This window comes from Clostridium bowmanii (genome assembly GCF_018861315.1).
GTDB lineage: Bacteria > Bacillota > Clostridia > Clostridiales > Clostridiaceae > Clostridium_AD > Clostridium_AD bowmanii.
Genome location: NZ_JAHLDL010000024.1, coordinates 38989 through 58032, shown reverse-complemented (window position 1 = coordinate 58032; position 19044 = coordinate 38989). Strand labels below are relative to the sequence as shown.

General features: G+C 31.9%; 16 protein-coding genes. 15 read left to right on the top strand and 1 reads right to left on the bottom strand.

The window, feature by feature from the left end:
- Positions 1-19 precede the first annotated feature (19 nt).
- The 7 genes from KPL51_RS15785 (at position 20) to KPL51_RS15755 (ending at position 7480) form a co-directional block, all read left to right on the top strand.
- Positions 20-502, top strand: a complete 483-nt coding sequence (locus tag KPL51_RS15785; RefSeq protein WP_216163477.1) for a 2-thiouracil desulfurase family protein — start codon at positions 20-22, stop codon at positions 500-502.
- The gene (locus KPL51_RS15780) at positions 492-1505 is read left to right on the top strand and encodes an alpha-hydroxy-acid oxidizing protein (protein ID WP_216163475.1); all 1014 of its coding nucleotides are present in this window, start codon (positions 492-494) and stop codon (positions 1503-1505) included. Before KPL51_RS15785 ends, KPL51_RS15780 begins: the two co-directional genes overlap by 11 nt.
- A gap of 145 nt (positions 1506-1650) precedes the next feature.
- Complete coding sequence (glnA, locus tag KPL51_RS15775; RefSeq protein ID WP_216163472.1) at positions 1651-3081, top strand: type I glutamate--ammonia ligase; 1431 nt, start codon at positions 1651-1653, stop codon at positions 3079-3081.
- 57 nt (positions 3082-3138) lie between these two features.
- Complete coding sequence (locus KPL51_RS15770) at positions 3139-4035, top strand: phosphate butyryltransferase (RefSeq protein WP_216163470.1); 897 nt, start codon at positions 3139-3141, stop codon at positions 4033-4035.
- A gap of 16 nt (positions 4036-4051) precedes the next feature.
- On the top strand, positions 4052-5818 hold the full coding sequence (gene iorA, locus KPL51_RS15765) for an indolepyruvate ferredoxin oxidoreductase subunit alpha (protein WP_216163468.1): 1767 nt from the start codon (positions 4052-4054) through the stop codon (positions 5816-5818).
- A 1-nt stretch (position 5819) separates the two neighbouring features.
- Positions 5820-6395 carry an indolepyruvate oxidoreductase subunit beta gene (locus KPL51_RS15760; RefSeq protein ID WP_216163466.1) on the top strand — a complete coding sequence of 192 codons (576 nt, stop codon included), beginning with the start codon at positions 5820-5822 and terminating at the stop codon, positions 6393-6395.
- 239 nt (positions 6396-6634) lie between these two features.
- Positions 6635-7480, top strand: a complete 846-nt coding sequence (locus tag KPL51_RS15755; RefSeq protein WP_216163464.1) for a hypothetical protein — start codon at positions 6635-6637, stop codon at positions 7478-7480.
- A 19-nt stretch (positions 7481-7499) separates the two neighbouring features.
- Here KPL51_RS15755 and KPL51_RS15750 read toward each other — a convergent pair whose 3' ends face one another.
- Entirely contained in the window at positions 7500-8990 is a 1491-nt protein-coding gene (locus KPL51_RS15750) for an aminotransferase class I/II-fold pyridoxal phosphate-dependent enzyme (RefSeq protein ID WP_216163462.1), read from the bottom strand.
- Positions 8991-9343: 353 nt separating this feature from the next.
- Between KPL51_RS15750 and KPL51_RS15745 the strand changes: the two genes are divergently transcribed.
- The 8 genes from KPL51_RS15745 (at position 9344) to KPL51_RS15710 (ending at position 19023) form a co-directional block, all read left to right on the top strand.
- Positions 9344-11077: a phospho-sugar mutase gene (locus KPL51_RS15745; RefSeq protein ID WP_216163460.1), complete on the top strand. Its 1734-nt coding sequence runs from the start codon at positions 9344-9346 to the stop codon at positions 11075-11077.
- Positions 11078-11207: 130 nt separating this feature from the next.
- Entirely contained in the window at positions 11208-12278 is a 1071-nt protein-coding gene (locus tag KPL51_RS15740) for a tetratricopeptide repeat protein (RefSeq protein ID WP_216163458.1), read from the top strand.
- On the top strand, positions 12278-12949 hold the full coding sequence (locus KPL51_RS15735) for a YveK family protein (protein ID WP_216163456.1): 672 nt from the start codon (positions 12278-12280) through the stop codon (positions 12947-12949). Before KPL51_RS15740 ends, KPL51_RS15735 begins: the two co-directional genes overlap by 1 nt.
- Positions 12950-12961: 12 nt before the next feature.
- Complete coding sequence (locus tag KPL51_RS15730; protein ID WP_216163454.1) at positions 12962-13645, top strand: CpsD/CapB family tyrosine-protein kinase; 684 nt, start codon at positions 12962-12964, stop codon at positions 13643-13645.
- A 21-nt stretch (positions 13646-13666) separates the two neighbouring features.
- Positions 13667-14443: a tyrosine-protein phosphatase gene (locus tag KPL51_RS15725; RefSeq protein WP_216163452.1), complete on the top strand. Its 777-nt coding sequence runs from the start codon at positions 13667-13669 to the stop codon at positions 14441-14443.
- A gap of 45 nt (positions 14444-14488) precedes the next feature.
- Positions 14489-15397, top strand: coding sequence for a UTP--glucose-1-phosphate uridylyltransferase GalU (galU, locus tag KPL51_RS15720; RefSeq protein ID WP_216163450.1), 909 nt, complete (start codon positions 14489-14491; stop codon positions 15395-15397).
- 320 nt (positions 15398-15717) lie between these two features.
- Positions 15718-17559: a polysaccharide biosynthesis protein gene (locus KPL51_RS15715; RefSeq protein ID WP_216163448.1), complete on the top strand. Its 1842-nt coding sequence runs from the start codon at positions 15718-15720 to the stop codon at positions 17557-17559.
- A gap of 147 nt (positions 17560-17706) precedes the next feature.
- Positions 17707-19023 carry a nucleotide sugar dehydrogenase gene (locus KPL51_RS15710; protein WP_216163446.1) on the top strand — a complete coding sequence of 439 codons (1317 nt, stop codon included), beginning with the start codon at positions 17707-17709 and terminating at the stop codon, positions 19021-19023.
- Positions 19024-19044: the final 21 nt, after the last annotated feature.

Here is a 19044-nt window from a genome sequence, read left to right as displayed (position 1 = left end):
TAATAAAGGACGGTGAGCTATGATTATTGTAAGTGCTTGTTTATGTGGAATTAATTGTAAGTATGATGGCGGTAATAATTTAGATGAACGTGTGCTTAAACTCTTTAAGGATGGAAAAGCAATACCTGTTTGTCCAGAACAACTAGGGGGACAACAAACTCCTAGGGCTCCTCATGAAATTGTAAATGGAAATGGTTTAGACGTGCTAATGGGCAAAGCTAGAATTATGGGTCCAGAAGATGACGATGTAACCTCAGAGTTTGTAAAAGGCGCTTATGAAACACTTAAAATTGCACAAGCAGTAGGGGCCAATATAGCTATTTTAAAGGCACGAAGTCCTTCTTGTGGAGTTTTAAAAATATACGATGGAACTTTTAGTGGAACTAAAAGGTGCGGTAATGGAGTTACTGCGGAATTATTATTATTTAGTGGCATAAAAGTTTTTACTGAAGAAAATTTGGATGAAATAAAATTAACTAAGGGGGAAATAAATGAATTATAAAGATGTTTTAAAGGAAGCTAAAGGAAATTTAAACAAAAGTTGTAGAGTCTGTCCTATATGTAATGGAGTTGCTTGTGCTGGCGAGGTACCTGGAATGGGTGGAAAAGGAACTGGAGATGCTTTTAAGATTAACATAGAGGCATTAGATGCTTATAAACTTAATATGAGAACTATCCATGATGCTAAAAATCCGGATACCTCTATAGAACTATTTGGACGAAAAATGGATATGCCCGTGTTTGCTGCACCTGTATCTGGAACTACCTTAAATATGGGTGGAAAATTTAGTGAAGAAGAGTATATATCTTGGGTTATTAGTGGATGTTTAAATGGTGGAATTTTCCCTATGGTAGGTGATACCGCTGTGGATTCATTTTTCACAACTAATCTGGCAGAACTAGAAAAACAAGGTGGAGAAGGTATTGCAATCATAAAGCCATGGGAAAATGCAAAGGTTATAGAAAAAATTAAATTAGCAGAAAAAGCGGGCGCATTTGCTATAGGTATGGATATAGATGCATGTGGACTTATTACCTTAGCACTTCATGGCAAACCAGTTATGCCTAAAAATGTAGAAGAAATTAAAGAAATTGTTAAGTCCACGAAGCTTCCATTTATTCTTAAGGGGATAATGACGCCTGATGAAGCAAAACTAGCAGTAGATGCTGGGGTAGCTGCCATTGTAGTGTCGAACCATGGAGGAAGAGTACTTGATCAAACTCCTGGTGTTGCAGATGTTCTTAAGGAAATTGCTGAGGCTGCCCAGGGAAAAGTAATTATTTTAGCTGATGGTGGAGTTCGAAGCGGGGCAGATATACTTAAAATGTTAGCGCTAGGTGCAGATGCAGTACTTATTGGTAGACCATTTGTAACAGCTTCTTTTGGAGGTGAGGCAGAAGGTGTAAAAACCTATATTGATTACCTTAAAAGTGAATTGAAGTCAGCTATGGTTCTCACTGGATGTAAATCCATAAAATGTGTAAACGATAGAATTTTATATTAAAGTTTGAAAGAAGTCACATAAATATTGTGGCTTTTTTTGATTTATTCTAATTCCTTTAGCAAGTTGAATTGACAAAAAAAAATCATGCATTATACTAAAATTGAGAATATTAAAAATTTTCATTAAGATGCAGGGGGGCTTACAAATGTTTAAAAATATAAATGAAGTACAAGAATTTATAAAGGAAAATAATATTAAGTTTGTAGATTTTAAGGTAGTGACACTGCCAGGTAAATGGAATCATTTAACTATACCGGTTGAAAGACTATCTGAAAAGACTTTTTCTGAAGGGATAGGATTTGATGGTTCAAGCTATGGATATTCAACTATAGAGGATTCAGATATGAGATTCCTTCCTGATATGACTACAGCTTTTGTTGATCCATATTGCAAAATACCAACTCTAAGCATGATTGCCAATATGTACACCCTTGGCAAGAATGAAGGAAGATTTTCTGGTGATCCAAGATTTATAGCTGAAAAAGCAGAAAAATATATGAGAGACATGGGAATAGCTGATGAATACGTAATAGGACCTGAATTTGAGTTTTATATATTTGATCATATAAATTTTGAAGTTACAAATCATCATCAAGAGGTTTGTATAGATTCTAAGCAAGCACCATGGAACACTAATAATAAAGAGCAGAATTTTGGATATAAGGCACCCTTTCAAAAAAGTTACCATTTAGGATTACCCTACGATCTCAATAATGATCTAAGAAGTGAGATGTGTTTAAAATTAGAACAGATGGGTATTCCTGTTAAATACCATCACCATGAAGTAGGATCTGCTGGCCAACTTGAAATAGAGGTTGAATTAGAGAAAATGAGTAAAATGGCGGATGCTACAATGATGGCAAAATACTTAATCAAAAATGAAGCTGTAGCCCATGGTAAAACAGCTACTTTTATGCCTAAACCATTATTTGGAGAAGCAGGAAGTGGAATGCATGTTCATATGCTTTTGAGAAAAGATGGAAGAAACCTTTTCTTTGATGAAAATGGATACTCTCAAATGAGTAGAACTGCACTTTTTTTCATTGGAGGAATATTAAAGCATTCTAAAGCATTACTTGCATTTACTAATCCGTCAACCAATTCTTATAAGAGATTAGTGCCAGGCTTTGAAGCACCAGTATCAATTTGTTTTGCTACAGGGAACAGAAGCGCAGTAATAAGAATTCCAGGATACGTTAAAGACCCTGAAACTAGAAGATTTGAATTTAGACCATCAGATGGTACGGCAAATCCATATTTAGCTTATTCAGCACTACTTATGGCTGGTATTGATGGTATAGCAAATAAAATTAATCCTACTGCGGAAGGCTTTGGACCATATGATGTAAACGTTTTTGATTTACCCAAGGAAGAAAGAGATAAAATTGATGTGTTACCTAGGTCTTTAGATGACGCACTCGAAGAACTTAAAAGTGATTCTGGCTTCTTATTGAAAGGTGGCGTATTTGATGAACATTTTATTAATAACTGGATTAAATTTAAATATGAAAAGGAAATCAAAAAAGTGATGCCTGTTCCATCACCAATAGAATTCCAATTATACTATGACTTATAGCAGTAAACTTGGAAAAAACAATTAAACTTATAGATATTATGAAAGAAGGGTTAAATCATGGTAAAAAGACTTGATGAACTATTAGAACTGGCTACTAAGAAAGATAAAAAAATATTATCAGTGGCTGTAGCACAAGATAATGTAGTTTTAAAGGCAGTAGTTGAAGCAGTTAAATTACAAATTGTAGATGCGATACTTGTTGGTGATGAGGATAAAATAAAAGAAATTGCACTTAAAGAAAATTTAAGCCTTCAAAATATTAGAATTGTAAATGAAAAAGACATCATAAAAGCTGCAGCAAAGGCTGTAGAACTTGTATCTAGTGGACAGGCTCATTTTATAATGAAAGGAATGCTTGGAACTTCCGACTTATTAAAAGCAGTATTAAATAAAGAGGCAGGACTCAGAGGAAAGGGGCTTTTGTCACATGTTATGATTTATGATGTACCTGCTTACCACAAATTGCTTTTTTTAACAGATGGAGGCATGGTTACGTATCCCGAACTTAAAGAAAAAATCGAGATAATTAATAATGCAGTGCAAGTAGCACATGCGCTAGAAATAGATATTCCAAAGATAGCTCCTATTTGTGCAGTAGAAGTTGTTAATCCTTCAATGCAGGCAACAATAGACGCGGCAGCACTATCACAAATGAATAAAAGAGGACAAATAAAGGGCTGTTTAATTGATGGCCCATTGGGACTAGATAATGCAATATCAAAGGAGGCTGCTGAGCATAAGGGTATTATTAGTGAGGTAGCTGGTGATAGTGATATATTACTTGTTCCAAGTATAGAAGCCGGAAACTTTTTAGGCAAATCGCTTACCTATTTTGCAAAATCTGAAAGTGCAGGCATTATAGTAGGAGCAAAATGCCCAGTAGTATTGGTTTCCAGGGCTGATAGTGCAAAATCAAAATTATACTCTATAGCTCTTGGAGCAGTAGTAGTATAAAAGGGAGGAATTATATATGAAAAAAGTAATTATGTCAGGTAATGAGGCCATTGCTAGAGGTGCTTATGAGGCTGGATGTCATATAGCTTCTGGTTATCCAGGAACACCTAGCACAGAAATCCTTGAAAACTTCGCCAAATACGAAGGTGTTTATGCAGAATGGGCACCTAATGAAAAAGTAGGATTTGAAGTTGCAGCAGGAGCATCTATTGGTGGAGCTAGGACCCTTACCACTATGAAACATGTAGGATTAAATGTAGCAGCAGATCCATTATTTACAATCGCTTATGAAGGTGTTAATGGAGGATTTGTTGTGGTAACAGCAGATGACCCTGGGATGCATTCGTCGCAGAATGAGCAGGATAATAGATACTATGCACCACATGCTAAAGTAGCTATGCTAGAGCCATCTGATTCACAAGAATGTTTATATTATATGAAAGCTGCTTATGAAATTAGTGAAAAATTTGATACACTTGTTTTGTTTAGAGTTACTACAAGGATATGTCACTCAAAATCTGTAATAAAGCTTGGAGAGAAGGAATCAGTATCTGTAAGGCCATATGAAAAAAATGTAAAGAAATATATTATGATACCTGCACATTCAAAAGCAAAACATTATGAGGTAGAAGAAAGATTAGAAGCATTAAGAAAATTTTCTAATAATACTTCATTAAACGGAGTGGAGATGGGTAATAGTAAAATAGGAATAATCACAAGTGGTATTTCTTATCAATATGCTAAAGAAGTTCTAGGAGATAATGCTTCTTATCTAAAAATAGGAATGAGTTATCCCCTTCCAGATGAAATGATTAGAGAATTTGCAGCTAAGGTTGAAAAACTTTATATAATAGAAGAGAATGACCCTTATTTAGAAACTGCTATAAAGGCAATGGGAATCGCCTGCGTAGGAAAAGAAATAATACCTATTTGTGACGAATTAAACCCTGACATCTTGCGAAAGGCTATTTTAGGTGAAGTTAATAATATTGCTTATACAACAGATATACAAGCACCTTCAAGACCACCAGTATTATGCCCAGGTTGCCCACATAGAGGAATCTTTTATGAAGTATCAAAATATAAAGATATAATAGCTTCAGGGGATATAGGATGCTACACATTAGGGATGGTTGCGCCTCTTAGTGTAACTGATACAGTTATATGTATGGGAGCTTCAATTTCTGCAGGTACCGGTATTGAAAGAGCTAATATGGTTTCTAATAGACATGATAAAAAGGTTTTCTCTTTTATTGGAGATTCAACTTTCTTCCATTCAGGAGTAACGGGACTTATAAATGCAGTATATAATCATACTCCAATTGTTATTTGTATTTTAGATAATAGAATTACTGGTATGACAGGACATCAAGAAAATCCTGGCACAGGTAAAACCCTTCAAAAGAACCTTGCACCAATGATTGATATAGAAAAATTAGTTCTTGCCTGTGGTATTAAAGCTGAAAATATAAGAGTAGTAGACCCCTATAAACTAGGTGAGACAAAAAATGCAGTAAAGCAGGCGCATGATAGCACAGAGCCTTTTGTAATAATTACAAAACAACCTTGTGCATTGATTAAAGATGTACTTAAAGCTAGAGCAGGTATAAAGTGTGTCATAGATGAAGAAAAATGCAAAAAGTGTAAGGCTTGCTTAAAAGTAGGTTGCCCAGCAATAAAATTCCAAAATGGAGTTGTAACTATAGATGCAACCATGTGTAATGGATGCGGTGTATGTTTGCAAGTATGTCCATTTAAAGCTATAGAAAAGGTTGGTGAATAATATGAGTGAAAATAAAAATGTATTATTTGTAGGTGTAGGTGGACAAGGAACTATTCTAGCATCTAAAATTTTGACAGAAGGACTTTTAAAAAGTGGATATGATGTTAAAATGTCAGAAGTTCATGGCATGGCGCAAAGAGGTGGAAGTGTTACTACTCAAGTAAGATTTGGAGAAAAGGTATATTCTCCACTAGTAGAAAAAGGTAAAGTAGATGTAATAGTTTCCTTTGAAAAAAGTGAAGCAGCTAGATACCTTCCTTATTTAAAGAAAGACGGGTACATGGTAGTTAATGACTATGAAATATACCCAATACCAGTTTTAATAGGCAAAGAAAAATATCCTGAAAATGTAAATGAAAAACTATCAGAAATAGTGCATAACATAGTAATTATTAATGCAGCTGAAATTGCTGAAAATCTTGGAAATGTTAAAGCGCAAAATGTGGTTTTACTAGGTGCATTAATTAAAGTACTTAAACTAGAAAATATAAATTGGGATGAGGTTATTAGTGATATAGTACCTCCAAAAGCTATAGAAATAAATAAGAAGGCATTTAAAGCAGGAATGGAAGTTTAGTGTGAATAAAAAATAGGAGCTTTGAGTTAAAGCTCCTATTTTTATTTTGTTTTTTATACACAATAAATAGTAATTGGTTGAATTTGCATAATAAGTATTATACAAAGTAGAAAAATGTACATTTTTGTGGGATATTTCTAAAAATTTGTTATAATATAAATATGGACTATAAAGAACTACAAGTGGCAAAACAATTAATAATTGTTTTGTACCCCAGAGACCGACAAGGAGGAATAAAAATGCCACTATACTCATTAGCATCTAAAGAAATATTAGGGTGCATAAAAGAATACATAAAAAGAGGAGAATTAGTTAGAATCTCTGATGCTTTGGAATATAATAATATATTGTATAGAGAGATTACATTTTCTAAAAAATTGTTTAAAAATTTACGGAAAGAGAATTTGGGGTATCTTTATATTAATGAAAAAAATGAAATTGTTAATGAAAAGTCGCTACAGGAAAGATTAGCGAAATTGGCTTATTTTTCTGAGGTGCTTTATAATAAAGAAAGCAGAATCTGTATAATAAATGCATATCAAGAGGAAGCCAAAGTTGAAAAGGACAGGAAAGATTATAAATTAGTAGCTAACGGTTTAGATTTCTTAACTAAAGAAGGAATTTCAGATTCAGAAAAAGTAAAACAAATTGTTATTAAATTGCCCGAAATTAGAAAAAACAACAATCTAGTGTTGAAACAACTTATGGCTGCGGCTTACAAATGTAAAGAAGAAAAGAAGTATTTTAATCTCTATATGTTGGAGGAACTATTACCAACATATAGAAATGCTTTAAGCATAAACCTCCAAAAGATAAAACTTATAAATTCAGCCAGAGATTGCTATACAAATATTAAAAAAACTTCCGATAAAAAAAGTAAACAAATGTCTATTAGATTTAATCACAAATTAACAGAACCTTTAATAAGGTTAAGCTTTACCATGGGATATTTTATTAAATTGGTGAATACTTGTGAAACAATAAGTGAAATGTCAGATACTCAATATTTTAAGTATTTAGGCACTATAGAAAAAGAAAATATTGATTTTAGAGTAAAACTTAATAGAAGTAAAAAGAACTCCTAATTTGGAGTTCTTTTTACTTCTATTCAACCGTTATATATACAGCATCTTCTTCACGGACAACTTTTATATATTCAACTTCTGGATCTTCAGTTCCTTGAACATATAATCCAGTTGCTTTTAATTTTTCAACATAATCTATAATTTCTTGAGTTATTCTCTCACCAGGGCAAAGTATTGGAATACCAGGCGGATATGCCATTAGGAATTCACCACTTATCATACCAACACTCTTTTTAATTTCTACAGCAGTATTTACACTGTTGAAAGCCTCCCGAGGAATTTGAACTTGCTGCGGAATACTAGGAATATCAATAAAATCAGATTTCTTTGCGCCTTTGCCATAATATTCACTACTAACTTCTCTTAATGCCGTAAGTAATAGCTCCATTCCATGTTCTGTATCACCAAAGGATCCAACTGCGAGCACGTTATAAAGATCAGATAATTCCATTTGTATATGATATTTGTTAGAGAGGATCATATCTAAGTCATAACCTGTTATACCTAAATCTCTACAAGTTATTGTAATTTTAGTTGGATCAATAGCGAAAGCTCCAAAACCATCTAAAACCTCTTCCCCGAAACAATATAAACCAGGGATCTTATTTACTTCGCTTCTTACATAATTAGATAAATCAATAGTTTTATCTAAAAGTTCTGTGCCATGCAAAGCAATCTGACGCCTAGCACAATCCAGTGATGCCATTAGTATGTAGGAAGGAGAAGTTGTATGTAGTAAATTCATTAGTTGTTTAACTCTAGCTGGGTTAACACGATTTGAACAAACATGTAGTAACGAAGTTTGAGTTAATGAACCTATTATTTTATGAGTACTTTGAGCACATATGTCTGCACCAGCTTCCATTGCTGACATTGGTAATCTGCTATTAAAATTAAGATGAGGACCATGAGCTTCGTCAACTATAAGCGGGATGTCATATTCATGAACCATTTCTGCAATTTTTTCGATATCAGTGGAAACTCCATAATATGTAGGGTTAATTATAAGCACGGCTTTTGCATCAGGATTCTCTTTTAGTGTTGTTTCCACTGTCTCTGGAGATACACCATGAGCAACCCCTATTTTCTTATCTAGTTCTGGTTGCATATAAACTGGGACAGCACCGGCAAGGATTATTCCACCAGTTATAGATTTATGAACATTTCTAGGTACAATTATCTTATCGCCAGATCCAACCACAGACATAATCATAGCTTGAATGGCACCAGAGGTTCCATGAACTGAGAAAAATGTTTCATCAGCACCATAAGCATCCGCTGCTAACTCTTGGGCCTTTTTAATAGGTCCAGTTGGGTGATGCAAGGAATCAACAAGTTTAAAAACTGTAACATCAATTTTAAAAGGGTTTGCCCCCATAAAATTTCTAAATTCTTCATCAGCACCTACTCCCTTTTTATGACCAGGTACGTGAAGTGGCAAGGTATCTCTGTCGACATATTCCATTAATGCATCAAATAATGGAGTTTCATTTTGATTTAATCTATACATTTATACACCCCTTCCAAGTGAACTTATATTGTGAAGTATTTAAATAAACAAAAAAATATGCTCATTTATTTACTTGAATATTCCTAATTTTTAAAATAGTTATTGCTAGTAAATTCATTGGGCCAATTTATAATTATAGAGGATTAGATATGCAAATGCAATAATAATTTCAAATTGTTAAATAAATTGCTAAATAAATTATAAAGAGAATAGTTTATAATAAAGACACTTAATGTTCCTTTTATTTATAATGGATTGATAGTATAATGTGATAGACTAAAGAGAGTGGGTTGGTGATGGGAAAGAGTTTAGTTGATAATTTCTATGGCAGATGAATGTAAGGAGGAAAATATATGAATTACAAAGAAAAGTATAAAAGTTGGATTAACTCTAATTTGATAGATTTTAAATTAAAGAAAGAGTTAGAACAGTTAATTAATGAAAAAGAAATTGAAGATAGATTTTATAAAGACTTAGAGTTTGGGACAGGTGGACTTAGAGGAGTAATGGGAGCAGGAACAAACCGGATGAATATACACACCATAGGTAAAGCTACTCAGGGTTTAGCTGATTATTTAAATTCGAAATACACGGGAAATATATCAGTTTGCATTGCCTATGATTCAAGAAATATGTCAAAAGAATTTGCAGGAGCTGCTGCAAAAACTCTTTGCGGAAATGGTATTTACGTTAATTTATTTGAAAAATTAACACCAACTCCAATTTTATCTTATGCGGTTCGAGAACTTAAAAGTAAAGCGGGTATTGTTATTACTGCATCACATAATCCTAAAGAATATAATGGGTACAAGGTTTATGGAGAAGATGGTGGACAAGTTACTGATGAGGCGGCTAAAGAAATTATAACATGTGCAGGGAAAGTAAATGATTTTTCACAAGTGAAAACTATAGAAGTTAATATAGCAAAAACTAATGGATTACTAAAAATTATTGGAGAAGATATTTATTTATCATACATTGATAGGGTTAAAAACTTAACACTGAGAGAAGACCTGGTTATTAAATATGCTAAGGATTTAAAAGTAATATATACGCCCATTCATGGTTCTGGAAATGTTCCTGTTAGAAGAGTTTTAAGTGAACTTGGTTATGATAATGTGTCGGTTGTAAAGGAGCAAGAAATGCCAGATGGTAATTTCCCAACAGCAGCATATCCTAATCCAGAAGATCCAAAGGTATTTGAATTGGCTCTTAAAATGGCGGAAGAAATTAATCCAGACATTATTTTTGGAACAGACCCTGATTGTGACCGTATTGGTGTAGTAGTTAAGGATAAACTTGGTAAGTATAAGGTTCTTACAGGAAATCAGACAGGGGTATTATTGTGTAATTATATTTTAAATTCCTTGTGTGAAACTAATAAATTGCCTAAGAATGGTGTGGTAATAAAAACTATTGTTACATCTAATATGGTAGATGGTATTGCACTGAAATATAATGTTGAAGTATTAGATGTGTTAACTGGATTTAAATATATTGGCGAAAAAATAAAAGAGTTCGAAGTAAAAAGTGAAAAAGAATTTATATTGGGTTTTGAAGAAAGCTTTGGCTATTTAGCCGGTAATTTTGTTCGGGATAAAGATGCAGTTATAGCGGCAACACTAATTTGTGAAATGACACTTTATTATAAAAATAAAGGCATGAGTTTATATGATGCATTGACTGATCTTTATAAGAAACATGGATATTACGAGGAAAGTTTAGTTTCAATAGAACTAAAGGGAATAGATGGCGCAGAAAAAATAGGTAATATTTTAGAGTATTTGAGGCATTCAATGAAGGCTTCAATAGGAAATAATAAAATTATAAAAAAAATGGATTATAGAGCTGGTTTAGAAATGAATTTAATAGAGTGTACTGAAAAAACAATTAAACTACCGAAATCAAATGTATTAAAGTTTGTTTTGGAAGATGGTTCTTGGGTTGTAGTTAGACCTTCTGGGACTGAACCAAAGATGAAAATTTATTTATCTGTTAAAGGGAACAGCTTAGAGGATACATCTGAAAAAATAATTAGGCTAAAAGAAAATGTTATGTCAATAGTTGACGAAGCAAGCATAAACTAAAGTTTCTAAATTTACATAAAACTATAATATCCATTACTATGATTTTATGTGGTTTACAAATTACCATCAATATATTATCATTAACAGTAGTTGTACCATAAATATTTAAGATTAGTAGGAAGGTGTAAACATGGACATTAAAGCATACTTTTCAGAAAAACTATCAGCTATTCTTTTTCTGGAAATAAAGAAGAACAGTAAAATTAATGATTTTGTTATATTGGATGACATATATTTTCCAGTGAGAACTAATGAAATAATCCAAAAGGTAAAGAAAAAAGAAGATTTTGATAATATACCAGTTAATCTATTTATAGAAGGAATGATTTATGTTTTAGGAGCCGATGAATTTTTCAAGTATACCAAAGAGTATAAAGAAATAATAAAGGCTATTCCAAATTCAATTGGGTTCATAAAGGGTGTAATTTTCAAAGAAATTCAAAATGAAAATTATGAGGAAGCATATATTATTTTAAAAGGATTATTAACAATAGAAGAGAATAGCGAGAATTATGATAAGATTTTTCTGCTGGTGGACAAATTAAGAGTCACTAATATTATGTTCAAAGATGAAGAAGTGAAACTTATAGAAAAGGCTAAAAAAATTACTGATTACAGTAAGCCATATCTATATGAGGCATTAGTTTTTAATAGTGAAATGGAACATGAAATGGCTTTAATAGCTTTAAGTAATTATGCTATTAATGGTGGAGAACAAACATCAGATGTTATAGACCTAAAAAACACTTTGGAAACTATAACAAGTTTTCAAAAGGGCAAAGAGCTAGTAGCTACAAGTCCTAAGGCTGCACTCCAAATCTTGATTCCACTAATGGAACAGTTAGGGGATAGCCCAGATATATATTACCATAGCGCTGTAGCTTATAGACTTTTGCAAAATTACGAGAAGGCTATATACTATTTAAATGAAGCAGCAGCAATTGACAAGAATTTAATAGAGGTAATAATAGAGTTTGGTATTAATTATGCTCTTCTTGAAAATTACAAGAGGGCTATCCAATACTTTAGGAATGCATTTGAAGTTACAAAGTCTATAGAGGTATGTACAAATCTTGTTATGTGTTATATAAATATTAAAAACTTAGATGCAGCTAGAATACATTTAGATATGGCTAAAAAAATTGATCCAAAAGATGAAATTGTAATAGAACTCGAAAAACTATTGACGGAGGCTAAATAATGGAATTGATGGAATACTTTACGATAATAAAAAAAAGGATACTACTGGTGATTTTAATTACACTAGGAGCAACGGTACTTAGCGGAGTATTAAGTTATTTTGTTATTAAACCTACTTACAAAGCTGATATATCAGTAATAATTGGAAAAATAGAAAATAAAACTGAGGTACCTCAGACTAACATGGATGCTGTGCTTATGTATCAAAAACTAGTTAAAACATATAGTGAATTTGCAAAGTCCAGAAGGGTTTCAGACCATGTTATTACAGCACTTAAATTAAAAATGGACCCTGGTGAACTTCAAAGCATGGTAACAGTAGAACCAAAAGGAGATACAGAGTTTTTAACTATAACTGTTAAGTCTAAGGATCCCAAAGAGGCAATGGACATTGCTAATCAGTTAGCTAAGTCATTAAAGTTTATCAGTAATGATGTGAAAAAATCAGATAACGTGCAACTTTTAGATGATGCACTACAACCTACGGCCCCAGATAGTCCAAATCCAAAGCTAAATATAGCAATCGCATTTTTCATTGGACTTATGATTTCTTTAGGTATAGCCTTTTTATTAGAATACTTAGATAACACTGTAAAAAGTCAAGAGGATATAGAGAAACTAACTGGATTACCAGTTATTGGAATAATTCCTTTTATTGAAGAAAAAAAATAGGAGAGTGAGAATATGTTAAAAAAAATGATAACATTAAAAAATCCAAAATCTAGATCAGCAGAAGCTTTTAGAACATTAAGAACTAATATTCAATTCTCTTCTTTAGATAAAGAGTTTAAATCTATAGTAGTTACTTCATCAGGTGCGGGAGAAGGAAAAAGTACTGTTTTGTCAAATTTAGCTATAACTATGGCTGAAAGTGGAAAAAAAGTTATTCTTGTAGATTGTGATTTTAGAAAACCATCAATACATAAGAAAATGGGAATTACCAATTCAGTTGGACTGACAAACATATTAGTTCAAGATGTTAAAAAGGAAGAATGTATTGTTAAAACAGATGTTAATAATCTTTTTATATTAACTAGTGGGCCAATACCTCCAAACCCAGCAGAGTTATTAGGAACTCAGAAAATGAAGAATTTTATTGAAATTCTAAAAAGTGAATATGATTTAGTTCTTATTGATGCACCACCAGTACTTGCAGTGACAGATGCTCAAATTTTAGCTACAATAACAGATGGTGTGATTTTTGTAGCTTCATACGGTGAAGCTCAAAAGGATGCGTTGGTAGATGCAAAAGAATTGATAGATAAGGTTGGCGGAAAGATTTTAGGTATAGTATTTAATAAAGTACCTGAAACTGTAAGTGGATATTATGGAAAATATTATGAAGGGTATTATGATAAAGAAAAATAAGGTTTTAGAAGGTGTAAATATATGATAGATTTTCATAGTCATATAATTCATGGAGTTGATGATGGAGCAAAAAGTTTAGATATGTCTCTTGAAATGTTAAAAATTGCAGAAAGTGAAGGGGTAGAGTACATTTGTGCTACTCCTCATTTTATACCTGAAGAATATGAAATTACTAGAGAAAAATATATAGCAAAATTTGATAGCCTAGTTTTAGCATCTAGTGAAACAAATCTTAAAATTCAGATTTTATCTGGACTAGAGGTTTATATGCACCCCAATTTACCAAAACTATATAAAGAAAAGAGGATTTGGGGAATTAATGGCTCAGAATATTTACTTATTGAGCTTCCAATGGGTCAATTTCCTAGGTACACAGAAGATGTGTTTTATGAATTAATGTTACTGGGGGTTAAACCTATACTAGCTCATCCAGAGCGTAATATTAAAATTATGGAAAATCATGATTTAAGTATTAATTTAATTAAACAAGGGGTATTAATGCAAGTGAATTCTGCTAGTTTATTAGGCGATTATGGAAAAGAAGTAAAAAACACCGCCCAGCAATTTGTAAAAAAGAATATGGTACATATTTTGGGCAGTGATGGACATAATATCACAAGTAGAAAAACTAGGATAAAAACGGCTTTTGATATAATAAAAGATAAAAATGAACCCATGTACAACTGGATTTCTCAAAATCAAACTAATATTATTAATAATAAACCCACCATGGAATTGTTAGAAATAAAAGCTGAAAAAAGAAAATTTTCTTTTTTAAATTTTTTTAAAAAGTTTTAATAAAGGGTGTAATCTATAAGTATTTTATTTGAGGGGAGAAGAACTATGAGAGTTAAAAAAGCTATTATACCTGCAGCAGGACTTGGCACAAGGTTTTTACCAGCTACAAAGGCGCAACCTAAAGAAATGTTACCAATTGTTGATAAGCCAACAATACAGTATATTATTGAGGAAGCAGTTGCCTCTGGAATTGAGGAAATATTAATTATAACAGGAAGAAATAAAAGAGCAATTGAAGATCATTTTGACAAATCCATTGAACTTGAATATCAATTGCAACAAAATGGTAAAGAAGATGTCTTAAAAATGGTCCAGGATATATCCAACTTGGCTAATATTTATTATATACGCCAAAAGGAACCTAAGGGGCTAGGCCATGCCATTAGTTGTGCAAAAACCTTTGTAGGAAATGAACCTTTTGCTGTAATGCTCGGTGATGATGTAGTAGATAGCGATGTTCCTTGCCTAAAACAACTTATAGATTGCTATAGTGAATATGGGACTTCGGTTTTAGGAGTTCAAGAAGTGCCTGGGAGCGAAGTATATAAATATGGTATAGTAGACGGAGACTCAATAGATAATAGGGTTTACAAGGTCAAAGATGTTATTGAAAAACCTAACGCGTGCGAAGCACCATCAAACATAGCGATACTTGGAAGATATATTATAACACCTAGAATATTTGATATTTTAGAAAATACAAAGCCTGGAAAGGGTGGAGAAATACAACTCACAGATGCATTAAAGACTTTAATAGAAGAGGAAGATATGTATGCTTATAAGTTTCAGGGTAGAAGATATGATGTAGGCGATAAAGAAGGATTTTTGGAAGCTACTGTTGAATATGCACTTAAAAGGGATGATCTTAAAAAAACTTTTATGAATTATCTTTTAACTATCAAGGACAACGATATGTTTAAAGAAATTTACAGTGAATGTAATGATAATAAATAATAGCCTAATGAAATAGGAGATTTTTTTAATATAATAAATTTGTAATTAATAAAAATAGAGAAGACATAGTAATTACTAATTGCTATGTCTTCTTTATTTTTAAATTTTACTACATTAAACATCTACATTTTGCGGAATTATAAATAAATAATTAATAAACTCCATTAAATTATACAAAAACAAGGTTTTAGGATATAATAATATATGCAAAGATACTGAACAATAAAAGAGAAGAAATATGTTGAATAATTTTTGAAATGAGGTAGAATGATTAAGGGGAGTAGCAAAGGATTTAAAACTAAATAAAGGATGTGAACTTCATGAAAACGGATAAAAGGGTCTTTGCGGTGGATATTATTTGCATTTTGGCTTCGTTATATATAACTTTACTTTTGAAATTTGATTTTAATATCCCTATAAAAGACCTTGAATTTTTTAAACTTTCAATTATTCCAGTGTTGATTCTAATAATAGGATTTAATAAAATATTTGGATTGTATCGAAGTATATGGAAATACGCATCCATAGCAGAATTGTTTTCTATAGTATATTCAATAACCCTTGCCAATATAGTGTTCGTAATTTATAGCTATTTAGTTAGTCATATTTTATTTAAAAGTCACTATTATAGATTTCCTTTTACTGTACATATTATATTTTGGCTTCTATGTGTAATTACCCTAGGTGGAATTAGAATTATATATAGAATATCAGAGCAAAAAAAAGGCGAAAATAAACAGTGTGATAATAACATAAACATCCTTATTGTAGGCGCCGGAGATGCAGGCGTAATGCTAGTAAAAGAGATTAGTAAGCATAGTGAATTAAAATATTATGTTGTTGGATTAATTGATGATGATAAATCTAAAAATGATAAAATAATTAACGGTATTAAAGTATTAGGTGGTAGAGATAAGATAATTTCAATTTGTAAGGCAGAGTCCGTTGAGGAAATAATTATTACCATGCCTTCAGCAGATTTTAAAACTAAAACTGAAATACTAAACATCTGCAAAAGGACTAAATGCAAGTTAAAAACAATTCCTGGCATTTATGAAATTGTAGACGAGAAAGTAAACATTAGTGAGCTTCGTGATGTAAATATTGAGGACCTTTTAGGAAGGGAACCAGTTAAATTAAGTACCGAAGATATTGACAAATATATTAAAGAAAAAACAATATTAGTTACAGGTGGTGGCGGTTCTATAGGGTCTGAGTTATGTAGGCAAATCGCTAAGTTTAATCCTAAGAAATTAATAGTTTTAGATATTTACGAAAACAATGCATACGACTTACAAATGGAGCTTAACTATGAGTTTCCTATGTTAAATAAAGAGTTTATCATTGCATCTGTTAGAGATATTGATAGATTAAAAGAAATTTTTGAAACCTATAAGCCAGATGTAGTATTTCATGCAGCGGCTCATAAACATGTGCCACTTATGGAGAATAACCCAGCAGAAGCTATTAAGAATAATGTAATAGGAACTTATAACGTTGTAAAATGTAGTCATGAGACTGGTGTAAAAAGATTTGTTCAAATTAGTACAGATAAGGCAGTAAATCCTACAAACATAATGGGCGCTACCAAGAGATTTTGTGAACTCATAATTCAAGCTTTTGATACAATTAGCGATACGCAGTATGTAGCTGTAAGATTTGGTAATGTTTTAGGAAGCAATGGTTCCGTAATACCATTATTTAAAAAACAAATAGCTCATGGAGGCCCAGTAACAGTAATGCACCCTGAAATAAATAGATTCTTTATGACAATACCTGAAGCTGCACAATTAGTTATTCAGGCTGGAGGTATGGCAAAAGGTGGAGAAATATTTGTTTTAGATATGGGAGAACCTGTAAAAATAGTTGACTTAGCTAGAGATTTAATAACTCTTTCAGGGCTTGAACCAGATGTAGATATAAAAATTCAATTTGTTGGACTAAGGCCTGGAGAAAAACTATATGAAGAACTTCTGATGGATGAGGTAGCATTAACATCCACTTCTCATAATAAAATTTATGTTGAAAAGCCTATTGGAAATGATATAGATTTTATTGAAAAATCTATTGAGGATTTTAAAACTGTAGTAGGAAGAGAAAAAGAGGCTGTATTTGCTTTAATGGAAGAAAAAGTTCCAACTTATAAAAGAAAGCTGGACTAAAAAAATTAACACTTTGTGATAGTATTTTATTTAACTTGCCTTATGAAAATTATTTTACACTAGGACAATTATAAAAAAATCTAACATCGCAAAAAAATATAAATTAAAGTATTAAATTAGACCTTTAAGGTTATAGGAGGTAACAAAATGTTTCAATTAAAAGATGAGTTATTATTAAAATTAAAAAATAAAACAGCTAAACTTGGTGTAGTTGGCCTGGGCTATGTGGGATTACCGCTAGCTGTAGAGAAGGCTAAAGTAGGGTATGAAGTAATAGGGTTTGATGTTCAAGATCAAAAGGTTAAAATGATAAATGAAGGAATTAATTATATTGGGGATATTGTAGATACAGATTTAGCTAAATTAGTAAAAGCAGGAAAACTTAAAGCTACTACAGATTTTAGTTTTGTTAAGGATGTTGATACAGTGTGTATCGCAGTTCCTACACCACTAGATTTATATAAGCAACCAGATTTATCTTACGTAGTAGATTCAACTAGAAGTGTAGCTAAGTATTTACATAGAGGAATGCTGGTAGTACTCGAAAGCACCACGTACCCAGGAACTACTGAAGAAGTATTAAAACCAATACTTGAAGAATCAGGTTTAAAATGTGGTGTAGACTTTTTCTTAGCTTTCTCTCCAGAGAGAATTGATCCAGGGAATAAACAATTTAACACAAAAAATACTCCAAAGGTAGTTGGAGGATGTACAAAAGACTGTACTGAGGTAGCAGGAATGTTATATAGAAGTGTACTAGAGGGAGATATAATGGAAGTGTCTTCTCCAGCAGTAGCAGAAATGGAAAAGATTCTTGAAAATACTTTTAGAAATGTAAATATAGCATTAGCAAATGAAATGGCTATTTTATGTAAAAGAATGAACATTGATATTTGGGAAGTAATAGATGCAGCTAAAACTAAGCCTTATGGGTTTATGCCATTCTACCCAGGTCCAGGACTTGGAGGACATTGCATACCACTTGACCCGTTCTACCTAGAATGGAAAGCAAAAGAGTTTGATTATCATACAAAATTAATAGAAGCATCAGGTATAATTAACGATTATATGCCTGAATTCGTGCTTGAAAATGTTATGAAACTTTTAAATGGTCAGAAAAAAGCACTAAACGGAGCAAAAGTACTCCTTATGGGTGCGGCATATAAGAAAGATATAGACGATATGAGAGAATCACCAACACTAAAGGTTATTGAGCAATTAGAAAAGAATGGTGCTGATATTATAGTAGATGATCCATTTATTCCTAAATTTACTCATAAGGGCAAAGAATATGTAACAGCAAATTGGGAAAATGAAATAGCAAATGCAGATATAGTAATAATAACAACTGATCATAGCTCTTATGATTATGAAAAAATAGTAGCTGAAGCTAGTTTATTATATGATACTAGAAATGCTACAAAGCATGTTGTAAACAATAGAGAAAAAATTAATAAACTTTAAGAGTAATTGAAATAAAATTAT

Coding starts and splice junctions, on each gene's coding strand:
- KPL51_RS15760 (WP_216163466.1), top strand. CDS start 5,820: ATGAGTGAAAATAAAAATGTATTATTTGTAGGTGTAGGTGGACAAGGA.
- KPL51_RS15750 (WP_216163462.1), bottom strand. CDS start 8,990: ATGTATAGATTAAATCAAAATGAAACTCCATTATTTGATGCATTAATG.
- KPL51_RS15785 (WP_216163477.1), top strand. CDS start 20: ATGATTATTGTAAGTGCTTGTTTATGTGGAATTAATTGTAAGTATGAT.
- KPL51_RS15755 (WP_216163464.1), top strand. CDS start 6,635: ATGCCACTATACTCATTAGCATCTAAAGAAATATTAGGGTGCATAAAA.
- iorA (WP_216163468.1), top strand. CDS start 4,052: ATGAAAAAAGTAATTATGTCAGGTAATGAGGCCATTGCTAGAGGTGCT.
- KPL51_RS15780 (WP_216163475.1), top strand. CDS start 492: ATGAATTATAAAGATGTTTTAAAGGAAGCTAAAGGAAATTTAAACAAA.
- KPL51_RS15715 (WP_216163448.1), top strand. CDS start 15,718: ATGAAAACGGATAAAAGGGTCTTTGCGGTGGATATTATTTGCATTTTG.
- KPL51_RS15740 (WP_216163458.1), top strand. CDS start 11,208: ATGGACATTAAAGCATACTTTTCAGAAAAACTATCAGCTATTCTTTTT.
- KPL51_RS15710 (WP_216163446.1), top strand. CDS start 17,707: ATGTTTCAATTAAAAGATGAGTTATTATTAAAATTAAAAAATAAAACA.
- glnA (WP_216163472.1), top strand. CDS start 1,651: ATGTTTAAAAATATAAATGAAGTACAAGAATTTATAAAGGAAAATAAT.
- KPL51_RS15735 (WP_216163456.1), top strand. CDS start 12,278: ATGGAATTGATGGAATACTTTACGATAATAAAAAAAAGGATACTACTG.
- KPL51_RS15770 (WP_216163470.1), top strand. CDS start 3,139: ATGGTAAAAAGACTTGATGAACTATTAGAACTGGCTACTAAGAAAGAT.
- KPL51_RS15725 (WP_216163452.1), top strand. CDS start 13,667: ATGATAGATTTTCATAGTCATATAATTCATGGAGTTGATGATGGAGCA.
- KPL51_RS15745 (WP_216163460.1), top strand. CDS start 9,344: ATGAATTACAAAGAAAAGTATAAAAGTTGGATTAACTCTAATTTGATA.
- KPL51_RS15730 (WP_216163454.1), top strand. CDS start 12,962: ATGTTAAAAAAAATGATAACATTAAAAAATCCAAAATCTAGATCAGCA.
- galU (WP_216163450.1), top strand. CDS start 14,489: ATGAGAGTTAAAAAAGCTATTATACCTGCAGCAGGACTTGGCACAAGG.